Below are 21,374 nucleotides of genomic sequence, written 5' to 3'. Positions count from 1 at the left end.
TCAGCGCTCGGGGTGCCCGTTCGGTGAGGGGATCTTCGCCGTGAACTGGTCGGCCTGCAGGGCGTACAGCTCCGCGTAGACACCACCCGTCCGCAGGAGCTCGTCCGGTGTGCCCGATTCCACCAGGCGCCCTCCGTCCAGGACATGGACCAGGTCCGCGTGGCGCACCGACGCCAGGCGGTGGGTGATGAGGATGACGGTCTGGCCCGTCCCCGCGAGTGCCCTGATCTTCTCGAAGACCTCCAGCTCGGCACGGGCGTCGAGTGCGGCCGTCGGCTCGTCCACGATGAGGATGCCGCCGCGCCGGTACGCGGCGCGTGCGATGCCGAGCCGCTGCCACTGACCGCCCGACAGCTCGTGCCCGCCGGTGAACGCGCGCGCCAGCAACGTGTCGAGGCCGCGCGGCAGATCGGCCACGACGTCCCCGGCGCCTGCCTCCCCGACCGAAGCGCCGATCCGCTCGTCCGTGAGCGGCACCGACGAACGGCCGATCGCGATGTTCACGCGCGCCGTGAACGGCCAGCGCTTGAAGTCCTGCGCCACCATCGCGATGCGTTCGGCCAGTTGATGCCGGTCCGCGGTCGCCGCGTCGACGTCGTCCCACAGGATCCGGCCGTCCTTCGGCGCGTACAGACCGGCGAGCAGTTTCACCAGCGTGGTCTTGCCGGAGCCGTTCTCGCCCACCAGGGCGACGATCTTCCCCATGGGCAGGGTGAGGGAGACATCGCTGAGCGCGTCTCTCCCCGAGGTGCCCGGATAGCGGAAAGTGACGTTCTCGAACCGTATCTCCCGGGGGTCGGGCGGCAGTTCGGCGCCGCCGACCGGGATCGCGCGCTGCGCCGCCTCCACGAAGAGGCGCTCCAGGTCACCGACGAACAGGGCGTCCTCGTGCAGGGAGTTGATCTCCAGGACGAGCGTGTCGAGATTGGACGCGCCGGTACGGATCGCGATGACGGCGGTGCCCGCGACGGACAGCGCCATCGCCCCGGCGAGCAGCAGCCCGCCGAGCGTGGCGTACGTCGCCACCGTGGCGAGGCCCGTCCACGCCGCCGCGATCAGACCCGTACGGGCGGCGAGCCGGGCCAGTCGCGCCTGCTCCTCCTCCGCGGCCTCCGACATGGACCGGAAGTGCCGCAGCAGGAAAGGGCCCACGCCGTGCACTCGGATCTCCGGGGCGGCCCGCGCCTCCGTGAGCAGGCTGCCGATCAGGCGTCCCGCGCGGGCGTGCTGCACCCAGGCGTGGAAGGAGACGTAGCGGCGCCGGGCGATCGTCAGCGCGCTCCACGCGCTCGGCAGAGTCATCGTCACCAGGAGCGGAAGCAGCAAGGGGTGCAGGACGGTCAGCACGCTCGCCGCCGCGATCAGCGAGATCAACGCGTTCACGACGCGCGTGGAGATGCCGATCATGCGGCGGGCAGAGGACGCGCCGTACTGCGCGGTGTCGAGCAGTTTGTGGAACGCGTCGTCCTCGATGGCCGACAGCTCCACCGACGCGGCCCTCTCCAAGTACTGCTCCGTGGCGACGCGTTCGACCTTTGGTTCGAGCCGGCCCGTCGCGTACGTCGACGCGGCGCGCAGCAGCGCCGCGACGAACAGGACGCAGGCCACCGTCACCAGGGCGGGGGCCGCACCTCGCAGCCGGTCGGCGATCGGGGCGTCGGTCATCAGGCGGCCGAGGACGCTGTTGACCGCGAGGAGGCTCACCGCCTGGGCGAGTCCGCGGCCCACCTCGGCACCGATGACGATGCGCGCGGCACGCCGGTCGGCCTGCCAGGCGAGCCGGAAGCTGGCGGCGAGCAGCGCGGGCAGCCGCTTCAGCATGGACCGGAACCCCAACTGGAGGAAGGCCTCCTCGTGCTGGGCCCAGCCGGTGTCGTAGCGCAGGGGCCCGCCGAAGAGCAGCGACTCCGACTCCGAAGTGCCCTCCTGTTTCGGGGCGTTGTCCGGACTCTGGGTGCTGTCCGTTTTCTGGGTGTTGCTCTGCTTGTCGTTCGTCTGCTTCTCCTTCTCCGTTTTGCGTACGTCCTGTGCGGGATTGCAACCCCGGGCAACTGTTGCCGGTTCGCCGGGCCCGCAGTGCCATACCCCATGCAGGCAACTCCGCACCCGCGCAGGCAAAGGAGTTATTCCGTGACCGACACTCTCCGGACACCTCAAGTCCCTTACGAGCACGGCCTGGACGGTGCCGCACTCCTTGACGCGTACCGCACGATGCGCACGATCCGGGACTTCGAGGAGCGCCTCCACGAGGAGTTCGCGACCGGCGACATCCCCGGCTTCGTCCACCTGTACGCAGGTGAGGAGGCGTCCGCCACCGGTGTGTGCGCCCACCTCGACGACGACCGTGACGTCATCGCCTCCACGCACCGGGGCCACGGCCACTGCATCGCCAAGCACGTCGACGTGAAGTCGATGATGGCCGAGATCTACGGGCGCACGACCGGGGCGTGTCACGGCAAGGGCGGCTCCATGCACATCGCCGACCTCTCCAAGGGCATGCTCGGCGCCAACGGCATCGTCGGCGGCGGACCGCCCCTCATCTGCGGGGCCGCGCTCGCCGCGAAGGTGCGCGGGGACGGCGGCGTGGGCGTCGCCTTCTTCGGGGACGGCGGCAGCAACCAGGGAACCACGCTGGAATCCCTCAACCTCGCGTCCGTCTGGCGGCTGCCCGCCGTCTTCGTCGCGGAGAACAACGGCTACGCGGAGGCGACTTCGGCCGAGTGGTCCGTGGGCGGCGGCTCCATCGCGGCCCGCGCCGCGGCCTTCGGGATGCCCGGGGTCACGGTCGACGGCTTCGACTTCTTCGCGGTGCACGAGGCGGCGGGCGAGGCGATCGAGCGGGCGCGTGCCGGGGGAGGGCCCACCCTCATCGAGGTCCAACTCACCCGCTACTACGGTCACTTCGAGGGCGATCAGCAGAAGTACCGGGCGGACGAGGTGCGCCGTGCCCGCGCCGAACTCGACTGCATCAAGCGCTTCCGGGAGCGCGTGGCGGGCGACGTGCCGGTGGCGCGGCTCGACGCGATCGACGCCGAGGTCGCCCAGTTGATCGACGAGGCCGTCGCGGAAGCGCGGTCGGCGCCCCTGCCGACCGGCGCGGATCTGGAGACCGACGTCTACATCTCGTATCTCTGAGGGGAGTCGACCGTGGCACGCAGCATCAGCTATCGCGAGGCGCTGGGCGAAGCACTGGCGCAGGAGATGGAGCGCGACCCCTCGGTCGTCGTCATGGGGGAGGACAACGCGGGCGGCGCGGGGGCACCCGGTGAATCCGATGCCTGGGGCGGGGTGTTGGGGGTGACGAAGGGGCTCCATCCGCGCTTCCCCGGACGGGTCCTGGACACTCCGATCTCCGAGTCGGCGTTCATCGGCGCGGCGATCGGCGCCGCGACGCGCGGCCTGCGGCCGGTCGCCGAGCTCATGTTCATCGACTTCATGGGGGTGTGCTTCGACCAGATCTTCAACCAGGCGGCGAAGTTCCGGTACATGTTCGGCGGCAAGGCCGTCACCCCCGTGGTCATCCGCGCGATGTACGGGGCCGGCCTTCGGGCGGCGGCCCAGCACTCGCAGGCGATGTACCCGGCCTTCACGGCCGTGCCCGGACTGAAGGTCGTCCTGCCGTCGTCCCCGTACGACGCGAAGGGGCTGATGATCCAGGCGATCAGGGACGACGACCCGGTGATCTTCTGCGAGCACAAGGCGATGTACGACGTGGTGGGCGAGGTCCCCGCCGAGAGCTACACGATCCCCTTCGGCGAGGCGGGCATCGTGCGCGAGGGGCGGGACGTGACGATCGTGGCCCTCGGCCGCATGGTGGCCGTCGCCTCCGAGGCCGCGGCCGAGCTGGCCGCGTCCGGCACGAGCTGCGAGATCATCGACCCGCGCACGACCAGCCCGCTGGACGCCGACACGATCCTGGAGAGCGTCGCGGCGACCGGGCGCCTCGTCGTCGTCGACGAGGCGGGACCGCGCTGCGGGATGGCGGCCGACATCTCGGCGCTCGTCGCGCGCGAGGCTTTCGGGGCGCTGCGCGCGCCGATCGAGACGGTGACAGCCCCGCACACGCCGGTGCCGTTCAGCCCGGCGCTCGAAGACCTCTATATACCCGACGCCGCGCGGGTCTTGGCCGCGGTCAAGTCGGTCGTCGACTGGAAGCCGTGAGGGAGCCCGTGAGTATGCCGATGGTCGAGCGGGTCACCATGCCCAAGTGGGGCCTGTCCATGAAGACCGGAAAGATCACCGAGTGGATCGCGCGGGAGGGCGACGAGGTGGCGGAGGGCGACGATCTGGCCGAGATCGACACCGACAAGATCGCGGGCACCCTCGAGGCGCCACGGGGCGGAGTCCTGCGGCGGATCGTCGCGGAGGCGGGCGGCGAGGCGCCCGTCGGCTGTGTGATCGCGGTCATCGCCGCACTCGAGGTCCCGGAGGACGAGATCGAGCGGGTGGCCGCCGAGGCGCGGGAGCAGCTGGCGCGTGGGGTGCCCGCCGAGGACGAGGGCAGCCCGGTGAGCGGCGTCGCGGAGGTGGCCGGCAGGCCGCTGGCGTACGCGACGTCGGGCAACGGCACCGAGGAGATCGTCCTCGTGCACGGGTACGGCGGCGACAAGAACTCCTGGCTCTTCGTGCAGGAGCCGCTCGCGGCGCGGCACACCGTGTACGCGCTCGACCTGCCCGGTCACGGAGAGTCGGGCAAGGACGTGGGGGACGGCAGCCTCGCCTCGCTGGCGACGGTCGTCACCGGCTTCCTCGACGCGCTCGGCATCGAGCGGGCGCATCTGGTGGGCCACTCGCTGGGGGGCGCGGTGGTCACGGCGGTGGCGGCGGGCGTACCCGACCGGATCCGCTCGCTGACGCTGATCGCGCCTGCCGGGTACGGCCCTGATGTGGACGCCTCTTACCTGCAGGGCTTCGCGGAGGCGGGGACGCGGCGCGAACTCCGTCCGCACCTGCGCAAGCTCTTCGCCGACGAGGGCCTGGTGACGCGGCAGCTGGTGGACGACCTCCTGAGGTACAAGCGCTTGGACGGCGTCGACGCGGCGCTCCGTACGCTCCTGCCGACGCTGGTGGCTCCGGGCGGCGGTGCGGCGCTCGACGTGAGCTCCCTGCTGCCGGACGGCGTACGGACGGTCGCCGTGTGGGGCGCGGCCGATCAGGTGATCCCGGCGTCCAACGCGGCGTCCCTGGAGGGGAGGGCCGCCGTCCGCGTGATCGAGGGGGCGGGCCACATGGCGCAGATGGAGGCGCCGGGGAAGGTGGTCGCAGCCGTGGAGGCCGCAGTGGAGGGGTGAGGGGACGGGGCGGTGCCCGCGGGAGGGTGCCGCCCCGGCGGGGGTTCGGTTGGGTTTTCGGCCTGTCCGGCGATTGAGGACGAACGTGGCGGAGCCGGTGATGACGGCGCTCAAGGCCTCCGCGCCAGAGCAACGTCTCCGCGCCAGAGCAGGGCCCCGGGCCGCGCCGGAGCCGCAAATGTCACGGTCGGGAAGGGGCGGGGCTGGGGAGAAGCCCGCCCAAGGCCCAGGGGCCAGGCTAGGCCCGTACGGCCCGAGACCAAGCCGGCGTAGCCCCCGCGGCCCCGCACCAGGCCAGGTACAGCGGAATCGGCGGCGTATAAGGAACCTCGCCCCCGGAGGGGCTGTGGATCAAGGAGGGAGCGCGCCGGGCGCCCGGCACCACGGCTCCCGCGGCGTAATACGCGGGGGAGGGCCACTCCAGGGCGACATCGGAGTCCGCGGGCACGATCCACCACCACCGCGCCGCGTCCACGTCCTCGTACACACACCCCACACGAGGCAGTCGCGCCATCAGCCGGGGCCCGAACCGCGAAGGCACGGACACCGCGTCACACCCCAGAGGCTGCGACATCCCGTCCGGGACGGCGAGCCGCGTCGGCGGCGGTGGCGAGGCGGCGGCGGCCCGCCTCCGTTCGAGGCGGACCAGTGTGTCCAGATCCAACATCCGCCGCACCGTCACCGTGCTCACACGCCCCCCGCCCACGTCGTCCTCACGCCCGCACCAGCACTCTCAGTCACGTCACGCCCGCAGTTCCGCCCATACGGTGAGGCCTGCTCCGGGACCCTCGTCCCGCACGCCCCACGCGCTGCTCACCGCCTCGACGAGGAGCAATCCCCTCCCGTGCTCATCGTCGGCGTCAGGCCCCTCCTGGGCGGGCCGCGGAACACCTGATCCGTATCCGTCGTCACGTACAGCTATGCGGAGCGTTCCGGGGCCGGTGCAGAGCTCGCAGATGATGCGGTGGCTCGCGGTGTGCACGATCGCGTTCGTGACCAGCTCGGACACCACGAGGGCCGCCGCGTCACGGGCGTCCTCGCCGATGTCCCAGCCCAGGAGCTGGGCCTTCGCCAGCTGTCTGGCCTGCGCGGCGGAGCCCGGTCGTGGCGCGAGCGCGAAGCTGACGCAGAGCTCGGAGCGGCCATCGGCCCACGCGTCGGCGGACATGCCAACGGGGGCTTCGGCGGCAGCTGTGTGTAACGGCGCGGGCGGAGTCACGCCATCCACTATCGCCCCGCCGGGAACACCTTGGCAAGACCCACTCTGAAAAGTGCACAGTGGCGTGTTCCTTCGAGACGGCACATGGCACACTGCTCGCAACGGCTCCAGGTGCGGAGTGAATTGGCATTACGTGGAGTACGTGGAGGTAGGACGTGAGCGAACCGCGGTCCGCGCCGACCGTCGGCCAGGTCGTCCTAGGCCGTCGTTTGCAGGACCTGCGCGAGCGTGCAGGCCTCAAGCGAGAGGAGGCGGCGCGGATCCTTCGCGTCGCCCCCGCCACGGTCCGTCGCATGGAGATGGCCGAGGTCGCGCTGAAGATCCCGTATCTCCAGCTGCTCCTGAAGTCGTACGGCGTGGCCGACGACGAGGCCGATGCCTTCGTCACGCTCGCCGAGGAGGCGAACAAGCCGGGCTGGTGGCAGCGGTTCCACGACATCCTGCCGGGCTGGTTCAGCATGTACGTCAGCCTGGAGGGCGCGGCCAGCCTGATCAGGTCCTACGAACCTCATTTCGTTCCCGGCCTGCTGCAGACCGAGGAGTACGCGCGTGGTGTGATGCGCTCCGGGGCGATCGGCCAGACCCGCCCCGAGGACATCGAGCGGTACGTGGCGCTGCGGATGGAGCGCCAGTCACTGCTCACGCGCAAGGACGCGCCACGGGTCTGGATCGTGATGGACGAGACCGCCCTGCTCAGACCGGTGGGCGGTTCCGATGTGATGCGCGAGCAGATCGACAAGCTGCTCGATGCCGTCGAACTTCCTCATGTGACGCTGCAGATCGCGCCGTTCGCGGCGGGTCCGCACCCGGGCACGTACGGACCGTTCGTGCTCTTCCGCTTCGCCATGGCGGAACTGCCGGACATGGTCTACAGCGAGTACTTGACCGGCGCCGTCTATCTGGACGCGCGCACCGAGGTGGCGACCCACCTCGAGGTCATGGACCGCATGGCGGCGCAAGCCGCGACGGCACATCGCACAAAGGAGATCCTCCGGGACCTCCGCAAGGAGCTGTGAATGGATCGACACCGAGCCGGCACACGCCCCGGGGGCAAACCCGGAGCCGGATCCCGCCCCGAGTCCCGGGACGACACGCGGATCTACAACGGCATGCCCGCCCGTGACCTCGGCAGCGAGGGCTGGCACAAGCCGTGGAGTGGCGGCAACGGCGGCAACTGCCTGGAGGCCATGAAGCTGGCCGACGGCCGGGTCGCGGTCCGCCAGTCGGCCGATCCTGACGGTCCCGCGCTGATCTACACGTACGGCGAGATCAACGCGTTCATCCAGGGGGCGAAGGCGGGGGAAGCCGACTTCCTGTTGTCGTGAGCCGCGCGTGGGCGGGTGGGAGCAGTGCTCCGGGGAGGCTGACGGAGCAGTGCTCGGGGGTGTCCGAGGGTTGACGCCTACACGGTCATCGGCCGGTCGTACGGCCCGATCGGCGCCGCGAGCCGGGTCGCACCCGTCAGCCACCGGTCCACGGCGGCCGCGGTCGCGCGGCCCTCGGCGATGGCCCACACGATGAGTGACTGGCCGCGTGCCGCGTCGCCCGTCGCGAAGACGCCCGGCACGTTCGTCGCGAAGCCCTCGTCACGGGCGAGGGTGCCGCGGGCCTCGACGTCCAGGCCGAACTGGTCGACCAGGCCGCCCGGTGTCCGCTCCGGGCCGGAGAAACCCAGCGCCAGGAGCACGAGGTCGGCGGGGAGCGCGCGTTCCGTGCCGGGGCGCGGGCGGCGCTCCGCGTCGACCTCGGTCAGGTGCAGGGCGCTCACCCGGCCCGCCCCGTCGCCGGTGAAGTGGAGGGTGGACGCGGCGAACAGGCGTGCGTCGGCGTCCGCCGCGGGTGCGGTACGCAGCTCGCCCGCCTCCTCGTGCGCGCCGGAGAGACGGTAGACCTTCGGGTACGTCGGCCACGGCTCGGCCAGTTCGTCGCGTACGTCCCCCGGCCGCTCGTAGATGTCCAACTGCGTGACGGAGGCGGCCCCTTCGCGCACCGCCGTGCCCAGGCAGTCCGCTCCGGTGTCCCCGCCGCCGACGATCACCACGTGCTTCCCGGCGGCGGACAGCGGGGAGGTGTCGATGTCCCCCTCGCACACGCGGTTGGCGAGCGGCAGGTACTCCATGGCCTGCTGGATGCCGGTCAACTCCCGCCCCTGTACGTCGAGTTCACGCCAGGCGGTGGCGCCGACGGCGAGTACCACGGCGTCGTACCGGGCCCGCAGCTCCGCGGCGCCGATGTCCCGCCCGATCGCGACGGACGTACGGAAGACCGTGCCCTCGTCCCGCATCTGCGCGAGGCGCCGCTCCAGGTGGTGCTTCTCCATCTTGAACGCGGGGATCCCGTACCGCAGGAGCCCGCCCGCGCGGTCCTCGCGCTCGTACACGGCGACGGTGTGCCCGGCCCGCGTCAGCTGCTGTGCCGCGGCGAGTCCGGCCGGGCCGGACCCTACGACGGCGACCGTCCTGCCCGAGTGCCGGTCCGGCGGGCGGGGCGGGTTGAGGCCGTCCGTCCAGGAACGGTCGGCGATGGCCACCTCGATGTTCTTGATGGTCACTGCGGGCTGGTTGATCGCGAGGACGCAGCCGGTCTCGCAGGGGGCGGGGCAGAGGCGGCCGGTGAACTCGGGGAAGTTGTTCGTGGCGTGCAGCCGGTCCGCCGCCGCGCGCCAGTCGGCGCGCGAGACGAGTTCGTTCCACTCGGGGATCAGATTGCCCAGCGGGCAGGCGTCGTGACAGAAGGGGATGCCGCAGTCCATGCAGCGGTCGGCCTGCCGCTCGACGATGGGCAGCAGCGCGCCGGGGACGTGGATCTCGTCCCAGTCCTTGACCCGTTCGCCGACGGACCGGCGCGGCCATTCCTGGCGGGGGGTGGTGAGGAAGCCTTTGGGGTCGGCCATGGCCGTCTCCCTCGCGTGCCTTCTCGCGGGTTTCGCAGGCTTTCGGCCACTGTACGACGGGTCGGCGGGCGCGGCAGCTCGCGGGGCGGCGGCGGGCTGGCAGCGGGCTGCTCGGGGCTGCGCACGGCTGCGCAGGGCTGCGCAGCCGTGCGCAGGGCTGCTCAGGTCACGTCAGGGCGAGGATGAAGGATGCCGAGGCGGCCAGGGAGGCCCCCACCCGGATGTGGTTCCACATGGTCCATTCACTGACGTACGTACGCCACCGTTCCGCGCTCTCCGGCGCCTGCGCGTCCAGCTTCGCGAGGGCGTCGTTGCGGGGAACGTTCGCGGCGACGGTCACCCCGAACGAGCCGAACAGATACAGCGCGCTGCCGAGCAGCAGCTCGACGGTGCCCTCGTCGGGCCAGAGCACGAAGGTGACGACGGCGACGACGGCACTGAGGCCGGCGGCGCCCATGAACACGGTCATGAACCCGGCGGTGAGCGCCTTGACGTTGATCGACTGCATCGCGGCGATGCCTTGCGCCGGGGGCAGCGCGGCCAGACCCTGCATCACGAACGTCGAGAACGCGACGAACGCTCCGGCCACCAGGCCGCAGGCGAGCGCGCCCAGAACGACGAGCACGAAGTATGGTCCCTCGATCATGGCAACTCCCGCGTTGAGTAAGGCAGCCGTCAGGTGAGCGAGCCGCTGTGATACTCCATGGCGCGGCCCTGCATAACAAGTGAATTGCCCGGACCGGGGAGGGCGCCATGCGTGGGGCGCGCGGGCGCATAAGCGGGAGTCCGGCCCTGGGGCTTGGGCGGGGGGCGTCCTCCGTCGGGGAGTGCGGGGAGTGCGGGGGGTGAGGGGGTGGCGGGCCTCGCCCCGGGGGACCCCGCTCATGAGGAGGCGGTCGTACGGAGTGTCCGTGTGCCGGACGGCGGCCACCACCGCCGCCGTGACCGCGGTGGCGGACAACGCACGCCCCGCCGCGCTCCGCCCCACGCGTCCGCTGCCCCGCACGGACGCGTGCGCGGCGATCGCCAGGGACCGCTCATCGGGGCACCCCGGGAAGAGGCGGCGTATCTCGTCCGAGAAGGCGGCCGTGAAGCGGACGTCCTCCGCGGCCCGCCGCGCCGCGTCCCGTGCCCGGCGGCGCGCCCGTGCCTCCGCGTCCGCGAGGCACCGCTCCTCGGCCCGCGCGAGCGCAGCCTCCTCGACGAGCACGCCCTGACGTTCGTACCGTCCCTGGCGCCGGTTGAACCGGACGACCACCGCCGAGAGCCCGCTCCCCGTGCGGGCCCGGAGCGTCAGCGCGGTGTCGCCGCGTGGCAGGAAGACGAGATGACCCAGGTCGGCGCAGTCCAGGCAGCGCGGCTCGGCGTCCTCGATGACCAGGAGGGTGAGCGGTCCGCCGCGGCATTCCGCGCAGTGGCGGCGCTTCAGGGGCTGGATGGCGAGAAGTCCGGTCCGGGCGAGGCGAGTTGGTGCCATGAAGGGTTCATTCCCCGGTCAGCGGGGTGCGTACCGCGGCGGGGGAGAGCCGGAAGCCCCCGGCATCACGACCTCAAGGCCCGGCATCATGGGGTGCGTGCGACTCGAAGCGATCACCTGGGACCGGCTCACGGACGCCCTCGCCGACCGCCTGCTGGACCTGAAGGCCGCCGACGCGAGCCCCTGGCCCCGCGTCGCCTTCGACGGGGCCCCGGCGGGCAGGCCGGGCGAGCTGGCCCGGAGCGTGGCCGACGTGCTGCGGGTGCGCGGGCGGTCCGCGCTGGTCGTCGGCACGGAAGGCTTCCTGCGCCCGGCCTCGCTGCGCCTCGAATACGGGCGCGAGGACGTGGAGGCGTACTACAGCGGCTGGTTCGACACCGGGGCCCTCTGGCGCGAGGTCTTCGGGCCGCTGGATCCGGGCGGCACGGGCAGGGTGCTGCCCGACCTGTGGGACCCGGCCACGGACCGTGCGACGCGCAGCCCATACGTACAACTCCAGCCCGGAGCACTGCTGTTGCTGCACGGACCGATGCTGCTCGGCCACTGGTTCCCCTTCGACCTGACCGTCCATACGAGCCTGTCGCCGGGCGCCCTGCGGCGACGTACGCCGGAGGGCGAGCGATGGACGCTGCCCGCCTTCGAGCGGTACGAGACGGAGTCGGATCCCGGTGCGGCGGCGGATGTCGTCGTACGCGCGGACGATCCCCGGCATCCGGCGTGGAGCGGCGGGCGGACGTGACCCGCCTTGTCTCGGCGTGCGGACCCTCGGGGGCGCGGCGAGAATGAAGGGCGCCGGGACTAGCGGTGCCTCCGCGCCGCGCCGGCCGTCCGGCACCGGGAGGTACCTCATGACCACCGCCGGAGACATCATGCACCGCGGCGCCCAGTGGATCCCCGCACACGAGACCCTGGACCGCGCCGCACAACTGATGCGTCAGCTCGACGTGGGCGCGTTGCCCATCAGTGACGAGAACGAGCGGCTCTGCGGCATCCTCACCGACCGCGACATCGTGGTCGGCTGCGTGGCGATGGGGCACGACCCGTCCCGGGTGACCGCGGGCGACATGGCCAAGGGCACGCCGCGCTGGATCGACTCGGGCGCGGACGTCGACGAGGTACTCCAGGAGATGAAGGGCAGCCAGATCCGCAGGCTGCCGGTCATCGAGAACAAGCGCCTGGTCGGCATGATCAGCGAGGCGGACCTCGCCACGCACCTGGCCGACGACCAGCTCGCGAGCTGGGTCGAGAGCGTGTACGCCAAGGGCTGACCGCGGGCCCCTCTACGTCGGCGGGGCCGTGCCGCTCGGCGGCATGACCCGTACGGCCTAGAGCCAGCCGTTGCGGCGGAAGCCGCGGTAGAGCGCGAAACAGATGGTGACGATCAGGCCCATCACCAGGCCGTACCCGTACTTCCAGTGCAGTTCGGGCATGTGGTCGAAATTCATTCCGTACATGCCGCAGACCATCGTCGGCACGGCGATCACGGCGGCCCAGGCGGTGATCTTCCGCATGTCCTCGTTCTGCGCGACCGTCACCTGCGCGAGGTGGGCCTGGAGGATGGAGTTCAGGAGCTCGTCGAAGGAGGCGATCTGTTCCGTGACCCGCTTGAGGTGGTCGTCGACGTCCCGGAAGTAGGCCTGTATCTCCGGGGCGACCACATGCATCGGCTGAGTGGCGAGGATCTGCAGGGGGCGGCCGAGTGGCACCACGGCGCGCTTCAGTTCGAGCAGTTCGCGCTTGAGCTGGTAGATGCGGCCCGGGTCGGCGCGCTCCCCCTCCTTGGAGAAGACGTCCATCTCCACTTGGTCGATGTCGGCCTGCACCGCGTCCGTCACGACGAGATAGTCGTCCACCACGTGGTCGGCCAGGGCGTGCAGGACCGCCGCCGGGCCCTTGGCGAGCTGCTCGGGCGCCGACTCGAGCTCCTCGCGCAGCGGGCCGAGCGAGCCGTGGCGGCCGTGCCGCACGGTGATCACGAAGTCCTTCCCGACGAAGACCATGATCTCGCCGGTGTCCACCACCTCGCTGGTCGCGGTGAGTTCGGCGTGCTCCACGTAACAGACGGTCTTGAACACGGCGAACAGCGTCTCGTCGTACCGCTCCACCTTCGGCCGCTGGTGGGCGTGGACCGCGTCCTCCACGGCGAGCGGGTGCAGGTCGAAGAGGTCGGCGATGCCCGCGAACTCCTCCTCCGTCGGTTCGTGCAGCCCGAGCCAGACGAAACCGTCACCCTTCTTGCGAACGCTCTCGACCTCCTCGACGAGATCGCGGCTGCCCTCCTGGCGCACGCCGTGCCGGTACGTCACGCACTTCACCACCGCCGAGCCCAGTGGGGAGCGGGCGGGGTGGCTCAGGTCGACTCGGCCGTGCTTGCGCACGAACTGGGCGACCCGCGCGACTTTCCGCAGGCCGCCTACCTTGCGGAGGTTTCCTACCTTTCGCAGGTTGCCTGCCATCGACATGCGTGGCTCCTCGTTCTTGTGACGTGACGTGCCAGTCTGCCAGTACGTTCCGACAGTGCGGGCAGAGCCTGTGGGAACGGAATACTCCGCTCCAGGCGCTCGGAGCCGCCTCCCCGGAGCAAGCGGGATTGTTGGGACAATCGCGACATGACGCTCATCGACGGCTATCTGACCGGCAATCGGAATCGGCACGCCGAGGGAACGGGTGCGGGTCAGCGCTCTGACGCCTTCTCCGCCGCCTTCTCCGCGCTCTTCGACCCCACGACCTTCCGGCACATGGAGCGGCTCGGCATCGGGCCGGGGTGGCGCTGCTGGGAGGTCGGCGCGGGTGGCACCTCCGTCGTCTCCTGGCTCGCCAAGCGGGTCGGGCCCACGGGGCGGGTCCTCGCGACCGACGCGGACATCTCCTGGCAGACGTCGGCCGCGCGCCCGCCGGTCGAGGTGCGCAGGCACGACGTGGGGGCGGACGCGCCGCCCATCGAGGGCTTCGACCTCGTGCACGCGCGGCTGGTCCTCGCCGGGGTGCCGGACCGTGAACTTGCCCTGCGGTCGATGATCAGGGCGCTGCGGCCCGGGGGCCGCCTCCTGGTAGAGGAGGCCGACCCGGCCCTGCAGCCCCTGCCCTGTCCGGACGAGCACGGGCCGGCGCAACAGTTGGCGAACCGCCTGCGGCACGCGCTGCTCACCCAGCGTGGCGCCGACCTCGCGTACGGGCGCGGGCTGCCCCGGCTGCTGCGTGCGGCGGGCCTGCGGCAGGTGGAGGCGGACGCGTACTTCCCCCTGACCTCGCCGGCCTGCGCGGCCCTGGAGACGGCCACGATCCAGCAGTCCCGCACGGCCCTGACGTCCGCGGGCCTGGCCACGGAGGACGACATCACCGACCACCTCGCGAACATCGCGACGGAGCCGATGGATCTGGCGACGTCCCCGCTGATCTCGGCCTGGGGCAGAAAGGGCTGACGCCACCGGCTGAACGATGCCGCCCTCTCCCGGCCGCTACCCCGCGGCCGACCCTTGGCCGAACAAGCCCTCCCCACCCACCTGCCCGATTGCCCTGCGGGCGAACTGCGTGGGGTGGGTGGGGAAGTCGTGCAGCAGTCGGGTGGGTGGGCCTCCGCAGGTGGGACACGCGCAGTGCCTAACCCGGCCTCCCGCCCACCAGTTCAACCGCCCGAGCTCCCGCCCGACACCCCTCCGCCAAAGCCTCGCAGAGCCCCGCGCCTGCCAGGCGTGCGGCCAGGAGCGCCCCCGTGAACGCGTCCCCCGCCCCCGTCGAGTCCCGCGCCGCGGCAGGCAGTGCGGGGAGCTCGGCCCGCACTTCACCGTCCACGGCGACCAGCGCACCCGCAGCGCCCCGCTTGACCACCACGACCGGGTACCGACGACTCAGCCTCGACGCCGCCTCCGCCGGCCCTGCCGACCCCGCCGCCAGCAACCCCGCCTCCCGCTCACTCGGCAGCAGCAGATCCACCCCCTCCGTCGCCGCCAGGAACCGCTCCACCCCCACCTCCGCGAGGAACCCCGCCGACGCCGGATCCACACTCACCGGCACGCCACGCGCGCGTGCCGTCGTCCTTGCCGCTTCGGCCAGCGCTCGGCTCGGGGCCGCGAAGAACAAGTACCCCGACAGGTGAAGCCAGCCCACGCCGTCCAGGAGCGCGGGCGACCAGTCCGCGTCCGACAGGCGCAGCGACGCGCCGCTGTCCGTCAGGAACGTCCGTTCGGCCCCGGCCCCCTCGCCTCCGTCGACCAGGCAGATCACCGTCCCCGTAGGCGCGTCGGAGTCCACGACGAGCCGTGAACGCACCCCCGCGCGCGTGAGCGCCTCCTCGTGCCACGTCGCCGACTCCACCCCGACCCGCCCCAGGAGTCGTACATCAGGGCAGCCCCACGAAGCCGCCCAGCACGCCACATTGGCGCCCGCGCCGCCCGGCACCGTACGTATCGCCGCCGCCGTGTCCGTGCCGGGCACCGGCGGCGTACGGTGCCGCGCGACGATGTCCGTGACGATGTCGCCCACGACCAGCAGGGCCTCCCCGCCAGTTCCGCCGGCTCCCCCGGGCCCGCCCCACACGCTCACCGCTCCACCCAGGCCGCCGCGATCCGCCCCGCGAGCCGTACGTTGCCCCGCACCGCCGCGAGGTTGGCGCTGAGCGATGCGCCATCGGTGCGCCGCACCAGCTGGTCGAGGAGGAACGGCGTGACCGCCTGGCCGGTGATGCCCCGCTCGGCGCACGCCTCCAACGCCTCGGCGAGCACGCGCGCGTGCAGCGCGGGATCGAGCTGCTGCGACTCCGGCACGGGGTTCGCCACGAGCAGCGCGGACTCCGGGCCTCCGACCGTGTCCTGGGCCCGCATCACCGCAGCCACCTCCGCGGGCGTACGCAGCGTCCAGTCCACTGGATGCCCGGAGTCGGTGAGGTAGAAGCCGGGGAAGCGGTCCGTCCCGTACCCCGCCACCGCGACGCCCAGCGTCTCCAGGCGCTGCAGCGTCGCCGGCACGTCCAGGATCGACTTCACGCCCGCGCAGACGACCGTGATGCGCGTCCGGGCGAGCAGCCCCAGGTCGGCGGACTCGTCCTGCGTCACCACCCACTCCCGGTGCACCCCGCCCAGCCCGCCCGTGGCGAACACCCGTACGCCCGCACGCGCGGCGAGCAGCGCCGTCGCGGACACGGTCGTCGCCCCGCTCACGCCCGCCGCGACGGCGAGCGCCAGGTCGCGGTGGCCCAGCTTGCGGATGCCGTCCTCGTTCGCGACCCGCTCCAACTGCTCCTTGTCCAGGCCGACATGAGGGCGCCCGTCCAGGACGGCGATCGTCGCGGGGACGGCGCCCTCCGCGCGTACGATCTCTTCGAGCTCACCCGCCACCTGGAGATTGCGCGGGCGCGGCAGCCCGTGCGCGATGATCGTGGACTCCAGGGCGACGACGGGCCGCCGGTCCGCCACAGCCGCCTGTACCTCGTCGGACACCACCACGTCGGGCACCACCAACACGGGCCTGCCTCCTGCCTGTCGGGTCTTCCCTCATCCCTGGCGGTCGGCGTGCCCCGTCAAACCCTTGCGGCGCCGGGGGCGGGACAGCAGCCTGGGGGCATGACGGACAACACGACACGTCTCGACCACGTCGTCCTGTGGGTGCGCGACCCCGTGGCGGCAGCCGACTTCTACGAGAAGGTGCTGGGCCTCGAACCACTGCGCGTCGCCGAGTTCGCGGAGGGCACGGTCTCGTTCCCCTCCGTACGGCTCAACGAAGAGACGATCTTCGACCTCGCCCCGCTCGCCCTCGTCGAGCGCATGAGTGTCGTGCCGGAGGCGGACAAGAGCGCGGGTCACCCGGTCAACCACGTCTGCCTCGCTCTGTCGGAGAGCGACTTCGAGGCGCTGCGCGCCCGTCTGGAGGAGCGCGGGACGCCGGTGTCGGACATCTCGGAGAACGCGTTCGGCGCCCGCGGCAAGGCCCGGCGCAGCTTCTACTTCCGCGACCCGGACGCGAACATCTTCGAGGCGCGGCACTACGGAGAGGATCCTGAGGGTGCGGAAGGCTGACCCCTTTCGGACCGCCGTACAGGCCCCGGCTAGGGTGACCGGCCATGACCACGAATGATCAAGCTGTTGCGCCGTCCTTCGCCGTGCACATCCCGGATGTCGACCTGGAGGCGGAGCCGCTCGACCCCGAGCAGATCGTCTCCGGCACCCCGGAGGTCACCGGCAAGGTCCTGTGGGAGTCGGCCGACGGCAAGCAGCTGCGCGGCATCTGGCAGATCACGCCCGGCGTGGTCACCGACACCGAGGCCAACGAACTCTTTGTAGTCGTCAGTGGCCGCGCCACGATCGCGGTCGAGGGCGGCGACGTGATCGAGGTCGGCCCCGGCGACGCGGCCGTCCTGCGCGAGGGCGACCGTACGACGTGGACCGTGCACGAGACGCTGCGCAAGGCGTACCACATCACGCTCCCGTGACACCGCCCCCGGCCGTGGCCTCCGGCTTCTTGACCGCCCGCCGCAGCGCCAGCGCCGCCATCGGCAGCAGCACGCAGACGCCGATGAGGTTGAGCCAGCCGTAGCTCGCCCGCGCGACGATCAGGCCGGCCGCCGCGCCGCCGATGCCCGCGGCCGTGTTCATGGTCAGGTCCGACAGGCCCTGCACGGCGGCTCGGGCGGGCTGCGGCACCGAGTCGGTGAGCAGCGCGGAGCCGGAGACCAGGCCCGCGGACCAGCCGAGGCCGAGCACGAAGAGACCGGCGGCGGTCTGGCCGTGGCTGGGCCCCGCGGTGCCGGCAAGGAGCGCGGCGCAGCACAGCAGCCCGACCGCGAGGCCGATCACGGAGAGCCTGCCGAACCGGTCGGAGAGCCAGCCCATCACCGGCGACAGCGCGTACATGCCCGCGATGTGCCCGCTGATCACGAGGCCGACCAGCTGCAGGCTCGCCCCGTGGTGCCCCAGGTCCACCGGGGTCATCACCATGATCGAGACCATCACCGTGTGGGACGCGGCCACGGTCACCAGGGCGAGCCGTGCCATCGGTGACGCGGCCACCGCGGCGACCCCGGCCCGCAGCGAGCGGCTCTGCGCGGACTGGTTCTCCTGCGGGGCGAGCGCGCGGGCGGTGAGCAGCGGGTCGGGCCGAAGGAGTACCGCCACCACGAGACCGGCGAAGGCGAAGATCCCGGCGGCGAAGAGGAAGGGGCCCGCCGCCTCGGGTATGGAGGTGCCGGAGAAGGCGCGGCTGGTCGGCGCCGCGATGTTCGGGCCGAGGACCGAGCCGATGGTGGTGGCCCAGATGACGAGGGAGATGGCACGGCCGCGCCGGTCGGGCTCGGCCAGGTCGGCCGCGGCGAAGCGGGCCTGCAGATTGGCCGACGAGCCCGCACCGAAGCCCGCCATGCCGAGCAACAGCAGCGGGAAGCTGTCGACGACGGCGGCAAGGACCACGAGTCCCGCTCCCAGCGCGCCGATCAGATACGCGAGGACGAGGCCTGGCCGCCGCCCGCGCGACGTCATCAGCGCGGCCAGCGGCAGCGAGAGCAGCGCCGTGCCGGCCACGGACGCGGTGGGCGCGAGGCCGGACAGCGCCTCCGTCCCGCTCACCTCGGTGGCGAGCATCGGCGCGAGGGCGATGCCGATCGGTACCCCGAGCCCGCCCAGTATCTGGCTGGAGACCAGCACCGCGGTGGTACGGCGGCGCAGGGCGGGCAGTGCCTCTGGCGCGGGTATGTCAGGAGCGTCGAGGGTCGAAGTCACTGACGCAGTGTGCCAGGACGTTCGTACGCGGGAAACCGAGTTGTCCGCGGTCCGCCGGGTGCGTCAGAACAGTGGCTGCGGAAGCACGCCCTCCAGGGCGAGGAGCTGCCGCTTGGTCTCGACGCCGCCCCCGAACCCGCCGATGCCGCCGTCGCTCTCGACCACCCGGTGGCACGGCACCACGACCGGCAGCGGATTGGCGCCCATCGCCATGCCGACCGCCTGGGCCGCGCCGGGCTGGCCGACGCGGCGGGCCAGGTCTCCATAGCCCACGACGGCGCCGTACGGAACGGTCGTCAGCTCGCGCAGGACCTGGCGGTTGAACCCGGAGATCAGCGACCAGTCGAGCGGCAGCTCGAAGTCGTGCCGCTCGCCCGCGAAGTAGGCCGTGAGCTGGCGTATGGACTCGGCGATGAGCGGTGCGTCGGCTGCCTCGACCAGCTCGGCCCCCAGCCGGGCGCCGAGCCGGTCGAGCACTTTGTCGCGCACCTCGTCCGTGGCGTGGAAGACGACGCTGACCAGACCGTCGTCGGTCGCGGCCAGCAGCAGGGGGCCGATGTCGCTCGCGACGACGGCCCACACCACCTGCCGCGGGTCGTCCCGATCCGGACGGCCCTGCCCGTGCTGCCCTGTGGCGTTCATGTGGACCACCGTACGACCGGGCACTGACAACGCCGCCCCGCGGCGGATCTCCGTCAGCCGGAGACGGCCGTCGGTCGGAGACGCCGTCGGTCGGAGACGCCCGTCAGTCGGAGATCGCCTTGCGCACGACGTCCGGCGTGTTCGTGATGATGCCGTCCACGCCGAAGCCCGCCACCCGCTGCGCGGCGGCCGCGTCGTTCACGGTCCAGGTGAAGATCTCCAGGGGCTTGTGGTGCGGACCCTTGAGCGCGTGGATCGCGGCGACGTACTCACGGGAGATGGAGCCGTGCGTCGAGTTGATCTGGTCCGAGAACTTGGCGTACTCGGGCAGATCGGCGACCGCGGGCGTGCCGAGGAAGCCGGTCTTGACGTCGGGCCGCAGCTTGTGGACCGTCTTGACGCTGGCCGCGCTGAAGCTCTGGATGACGAGCTTGCTCTTGACGTGGTGCCGGTCGAGCCAGCCCGTCTTGCGCAGGACGTCGAGGCCCTGCTTCTCGATGCCCGGGTACAGCTCGGGCTTCTTGAACTCGAAGACGAGCTTCTGGTGGTTGCGCGAGACCCGGTTCATGTACTGCTTCAGCGTCGGCACCCGCTGTCCCGCGTACTTGGAACTGAACCAGCTGCCCGCGTCCAGCCTGGCGATCTCGGCCGCGGTGAAGTCCGCGACCTTCCACGGTGCGCGGTCCGGGAAGAGCTGCTCGACGTTCGTCGTCCGCGTCAGGGTGTCGTCGTGCATGATCACGAGCTCGCCGTCCTTGGTGCGCTGGACGTCGTTCTCGACCCAGCGGAACCCCATGTCAGCAGCCTTGTCGATGGCTGCAAGAGTGTTCTCGGGCGCGTACGCGGAAGCGCCCCGGTGCGCGACGACGAGCGGTCGGTCGTGCGAGGCGGACGTCTGCGCGGACGGCTGCGCGGATTCTTGCGCCGCCGGCCGGTCGGCGGCGTGGGCGGTGGCTGAGGGGAGGACGAGTGCACCGGCTCCGAGAAGAGCGGCGGTGGTGGCAGCGGCGACGCGTGTGGACAACGGTGACTCCTCGCGATGTTCGGGCACGGACCGGATGAGAGTGACAGTCCACGGCCAACGCGAGACAGGTGCAGGATGGCCACAGGTTGAACGGAGACAGCCGGGTTTCTTTCCCGGAAAATCGTTCGCAGGTTCCGGAGTGAGCTTTACTCTCTGCGTCAGCCCATGGCCTGTCAGTAGACGGTCGGCTGGGGCCACTTGGGGCATTCCCGGGCATTCGGATACAGCAGGCGGAAGGGCTGGCGCGCATGCAGGGCACGGTTGACGGTTTCAGCTATGGACTGGTCACGCCGGTTGCGGCGTACCTCATGGCGTGTCTCGGCGGAGCGCTCGGCCTGCGCTGTACCACCAGGTCGCTTCTCGTCGCGCACTCCTGGAGGCCCGGATGGCTCGCCCTCGGGTCGGCGGCGATCGGCTCGGGCATATGGACGATGCACTTCATCGCGATGATGGGCTTCACCGTCGAGGAAGCCCCGATCCACTACGACAAGGCGCTGACCTTCGCGAGTCTCGCCGTCGCCATCGTCATGGTCGGCATCGGGATCTTCATCGTGGGCTACCGCGGCGCGACCGGTACGGCGCTGTTCACCGGTGGAACGATCACCGGCCTCGGTGTCGCGTCGATGCACTATCTGGGAATGGCCGGTATGCGTCTGCGCGGGACGCTGGAGTACAACACCCTCACCGTTTCCGCGTCCGTCGTGATCGCCGTGGTCGCCGCCACCGCGGCCCTATGGGCGGCCGCACAGGTCAGAGGTTTCCTCTGGAGCCTGGGCGCGAGCCTCATCATGGGTCTTGCCGTCAGCGGCATGCACTACGTGGGAATGGCCGCCCTCAGCGTCCATCTGCACAGCTCGACCGGTTCGCCGACCGGCGGTGACTCGCCCGCCGAGCTGCTCGCGCCCATGATGATCGGCCCGCTCGCCTTCCTGCTCCTCGCGGGCGTCATCGTGATGTTCGACCCACTGATGGTGATGGGCAAGGCCGAGCTCCAGAGCGCCGCACAAGGACAGCGCGGCCCCTATCCCGTCCCGCGCTCGGGCGACCGGCACGACCCGCGGGTCAGCCGCAGGCCACCACCGCGCCCCGGCCCCAAGACCCCGCAGAGCCGGTGATCCGACC

22 protein-coding genes and 1 pseudogene are annotated in these 21,374 nt (G+C 71.6%); 11 read left to right on the top strand and 12 right to left on the bottom strand.

Translation table 11 applies throughout. The features are described from left to right. Entirely contained in the window at positions 1-1,821 is a 1,821-nt protein-coding gene (locus tag AC5P1C_RS12955) for an ABC transporter ATP-binding protein (RefSeq protein WP_493866061.1), read from the bottom strand. A 309-nt stretch (positions 1,822-2,130) separates the two neighbouring features. Here AC5P1C_RS12955 and AC5P1C_RS12950 point away from each other — a divergent pair, with 309 nt between their 5' ends. Genes AC5P1C_RS12950 through AC5P1C_RS12940 form a run of 3 tightly spaced genes read left to right on the top strand, consistent with a single transcriptional unit; the run spans position 2,131 to position 5,291 of the window. Continuing rightward, positions 2,131-3,135 carry a thiamine pyrophosphate-dependent dehydrogenase E1 component subunit alpha gene (locus AC5P1C_RS12950; RefSeq protein WP_493865905.1) on the top strand — a complete coding sequence of 335 codons (1,005 nt, stop codon included), beginning with the start codon at positions 2,131-2,133 and terminating at the stop codon, positions 3,133-3,135. Positions 3,136-3,147: 12 nt separating this feature from the next. After that, positions 3,148-4,161 (top strand): alpha-ketoacid dehydrogenase subunit beta, encoded by a 1,014-nt coding sequence (locus tag AC5P1C_RS12945; protein WP_493865904.1) that lies wholly within the window; start codon positions 3,148-3,150, stop codon positions 4,159-4,161. Positions 4,162-4,175: 14 nt separating this feature from the next. Further along, complete coding sequence (locus tag AC5P1C_RS12940) at positions 4,176-5,291, top strand: acetoin dehydrogenase dihydrolipoyllysine-residue acetyltransferase subunit (protein ID WP_493866060.1); 1,116 nt, start codon at positions 4,176-4,178, stop codon at positions 5,289-5,291. Between the two features lie 238 nt (positions 5,292-5,529). Here the strand turns inward: AC5P1C_RS12940 and AC5P1C_RS12935 are convergent, their stop codons facing one another. Both AC5P1C_RS12935 and AC5P1C_RS12930 read right to left on the bottom strand, forming a co-directional pair. Beyond that, a complete protein-coding gene (locus AC5P1C_RS12935) occupies positions 5,530-5,958 on the bottom strand; it encodes a hypothetical protein (protein WP_493866059.1) in 429 nt (142 codons plus the stop codon). A gap of 75 nt (positions 5,959-6,033) precedes the next feature. Then, positions 6,034-6,459 carry an ATP-binding protein gene (locus AC5P1C_RS12930; protein WP_493865903.1) on the bottom strand — a complete coding sequence of 142 codons (426 nt, stop codon included), beginning with the start codon at positions 6,457-6,459 and terminating at the stop codon, positions 6,034-6,036. Positions 6,460-6,665: 206 nt separating this feature from the next. On the opposite strand from AC5P1C_RS12930, the gene AC5P1C_RS12925 reads away from it, so the two are divergent. Together AC5P1C_RS12925 and AC5P1C_RS12920 are read left to right on the top strand one after the other, a co-directional pair. Beyond that, positions 6,666-7,526 (top strand): Sco1979 family transcriptional regulator, encoded by an 861-nt coding sequence (locus AC5P1C_RS12925; RefSeq protein WP_493865902.1) that lies wholly within the window; start codon positions 6,666-6,668, stop codon positions 7,524-7,526. 93 nt (positions 7,527-7,619) lie between these two features. Further along, a complete protein-coding gene (locus AC5P1C_RS12920) occupies positions 7,620-7,835 on the top strand; it encodes a DUF397 domain-containing protein (RefSeq protein WP_383272964.1) in 216 nt (71 codons plus the stop codon). Between the two features lie 77 nt (positions 7,836-7,912). Here AC5P1C_RS12920 and AC5P1C_RS12915 read toward each other — a convergent pair whose 3' ends face one another. The 3 genes and pseudogenes from AC5P1C_RS12915 to AC5P1C_RS12905 all read right to left on the bottom strand — a co-directional run. After that, positions 7,913-9,403, bottom strand: a complete 1,491-nt coding sequence (locus AC5P1C_RS12915) for a glutamate synthase subunit beta (RefSeq protein ID WP_493865901.1) — start codon at positions 9,401-9,403, stop codon at positions 7,913-7,915. 166 nt (positions 9,404-9,569) lie between these two features. Then, positions 9,570-10,049 (bottom strand): anthrone oxygenase family protein, encoded by a 480-nt coding sequence (locus tag AC5P1C_RS12910; protein WP_493866058.1) that lies wholly within the window; start codon positions 10,047-10,049, stop codon positions 9,570-9,572. A gap of 210 nt (positions 10,050-10,259) precedes the next feature. Next, positions 10,260-10,880 (bottom strand): annotated as a pseudogene (locus tag AC5P1C_RS12905) (DUF2293 domain-containing protein); the annotation flags it as partial. A gap of 88 nt (positions 10,881-10,968) precedes the next feature. Between AC5P1C_RS12905 and AC5P1C_RS12900 the strand changes: the two are divergent. Both AC5P1C_RS12900 and AC5P1C_RS12895 read left to right on the top strand, forming a co-directional pair. Continuing rightward, positions 10,969-11,619, top strand: a complete 651-nt coding sequence (locus tag AC5P1C_RS12900) for a nucleoside/nucleotide kinase family protein (RefSeq protein WP_493866057.1) — start codon at positions 10,969-10,971, stop codon at positions 11,617-11,619. Between the two features lie 109 nt (positions 11,620-11,728). Beyond that, positions 11,729-12,148 (top strand): CBS domain-containing protein, encoded by a 420-nt coding sequence (locus AC5P1C_RS12895; RefSeq protein WP_249590581.1) that lies wholly within the window; start codon positions 11,729-11,731, stop codon positions 12,146-12,148. A 57-nt stretch (positions 12,149-12,205) separates the two neighbouring features. Here AC5P1C_RS12895 and corA read toward each other — a convergent pair whose 3' ends face one another. Next, positions 12,206-13,342, bottom strand: coding sequence for a magnesium/cobalt transporter CorA (gene corA / locus AC5P1C_RS12890; protein ID WP_493865900.1), 1,137 nt, complete (start codon positions 13,340-13,342; stop codon positions 12,206-12,208). A gap of 147 nt (positions 13,343-13,489) precedes the next feature. Here corA and AC5P1C_RS12885 point away from each other — a divergent pair, with 147 nt between their 5' ends. After that, a complete protein-coding gene (locus tag AC5P1C_RS12885) occupies positions 13,490-14,302 on the top strand; it encodes a methyltransferase domain-containing protein (RefSeq protein WP_493865899.1) in 813 nt (270 codons plus the stop codon). Between the two features lie 178 nt (positions 14,303-14,480). Here the strand turns inward: AC5P1C_RS12885 and AC5P1C_RS12880 are convergent, their stop codons facing one another. After that, positions 14,481-15,416 carry a carbohydrate kinase family protein gene (locus tag AC5P1C_RS12880; RefSeq protein ID WP_493866056.1) on the bottom strand — a complete coding sequence of 312 codons (936 nt, stop codon included), beginning with the start codon at positions 15,414-15,416 and terminating at the stop codon, positions 14,481-14,483. Between the two features lie 2 nt (positions 15,417-15,418). After that, positions 15,419-16,330 carry a pseudouridine-5'-phosphate glycosidase gene (locus tag AC5P1C_RS12875; protein ID WP_493866055.1) on the bottom strand — a complete coding sequence of 304 codons (912 nt, stop codon included), beginning with the start codon at positions 16,328-16,330 and terminating at the stop codon, positions 15,419-15,421. A gap of 108 nt (positions 16,331-16,438) precedes the next feature. Here AC5P1C_RS12875 and AC5P1C_RS12870 point away from each other — a divergent pair, with 108 nt between their 5' ends. Together AC5P1C_RS12870 and AC5P1C_RS12865 are read left to right on the top strand one after the other, a co-directional pair. Continuing rightward, the gene (locus AC5P1C_RS12870; RefSeq protein WP_493865898.1) at positions 16,439-16,891 is read left to right on the top strand and encodes a VOC family protein; all 453 of its coding nucleotides are present in this window, start codon (positions 16,439-16,441) and stop codon (positions 16,889-16,891) included. A 44-nt stretch (positions 16,892-16,935) separates the two neighbouring features. After that, the gene (locus tag AC5P1C_RS12865) at positions 16,936-17,304 is read left to right on the top strand and encodes a cupin domain-containing protein (RefSeq protein ID WP_493865897.1); all 369 of its coding nucleotides are present in this window, start codon (positions 16,936-16,938) and stop codon (positions 17,302-17,304) included. Here the strand turns inward: AC5P1C_RS12865 and AC5P1C_RS12860 are convergent. From AC5P1C_RS12860 to AC5P1C_RS12850, 3 genes are all read right to left on the bottom strand, one after another. Beyond that, on the bottom strand, positions 17,291-18,586 hold the full coding sequence (locus AC5P1C_RS12860) for an MFS transporter (protein ID WP_493865896.1): 1,296 nt from the start codon (positions 18,584-18,586) through the stop codon (positions 17,291-17,293). The genes AC5P1C_RS12865 and AC5P1C_RS12860 overlap by 14 nt on opposite strands. Before the next feature lie 63 nt (positions 18,587-18,649). Next, positions 18,650-19,228, bottom strand: coding sequence for a methylated-DNA--[protein]-cysteine S-methyltransferase (locus tag AC5P1C_RS12855; RefSeq protein WP_493865895.1), 579 nt, complete (start codon positions 19,226-19,228; stop codon positions 18,650-18,652). 103 nt (positions 19,229-19,331) lie between these two features. After that, positions 19,332-20,252, bottom strand: a complete 921-nt coding sequence (locus AC5P1C_RS12850) for a glycerophosphodiester phosphodiesterase (RefSeq protein ID WP_493865894.1) — start codon at positions 20,250-20,252, stop codon at positions 19,332-19,334. Positions 20,253-20,500: 248 nt separating this feature from the next. On the opposite strand from AC5P1C_RS12850, the gene AC5P1C_RS12845 reads away from it, so the two are divergent. Next, the gene (locus AC5P1C_RS12845) at positions 20,501-21,367 is read left to right on the top strand and encodes an MHYT domain-containing protein (RefSeq protein WP_493865893.1); all 867 of its coding nucleotides are present in this window, start codon (positions 20,501-20,503) and stop codon (positions 21,365-21,367) included. Positions 21,368-21,374: the final 7 nt, after the last annotated feature.

Source organism: Streptomyces sp. A18 (assembly GCF_059026065.1).
Note: the sequence above shows the minus strand (reverse complement) of the source record. Positions and strands in the feature narration are given on the sequence as shown.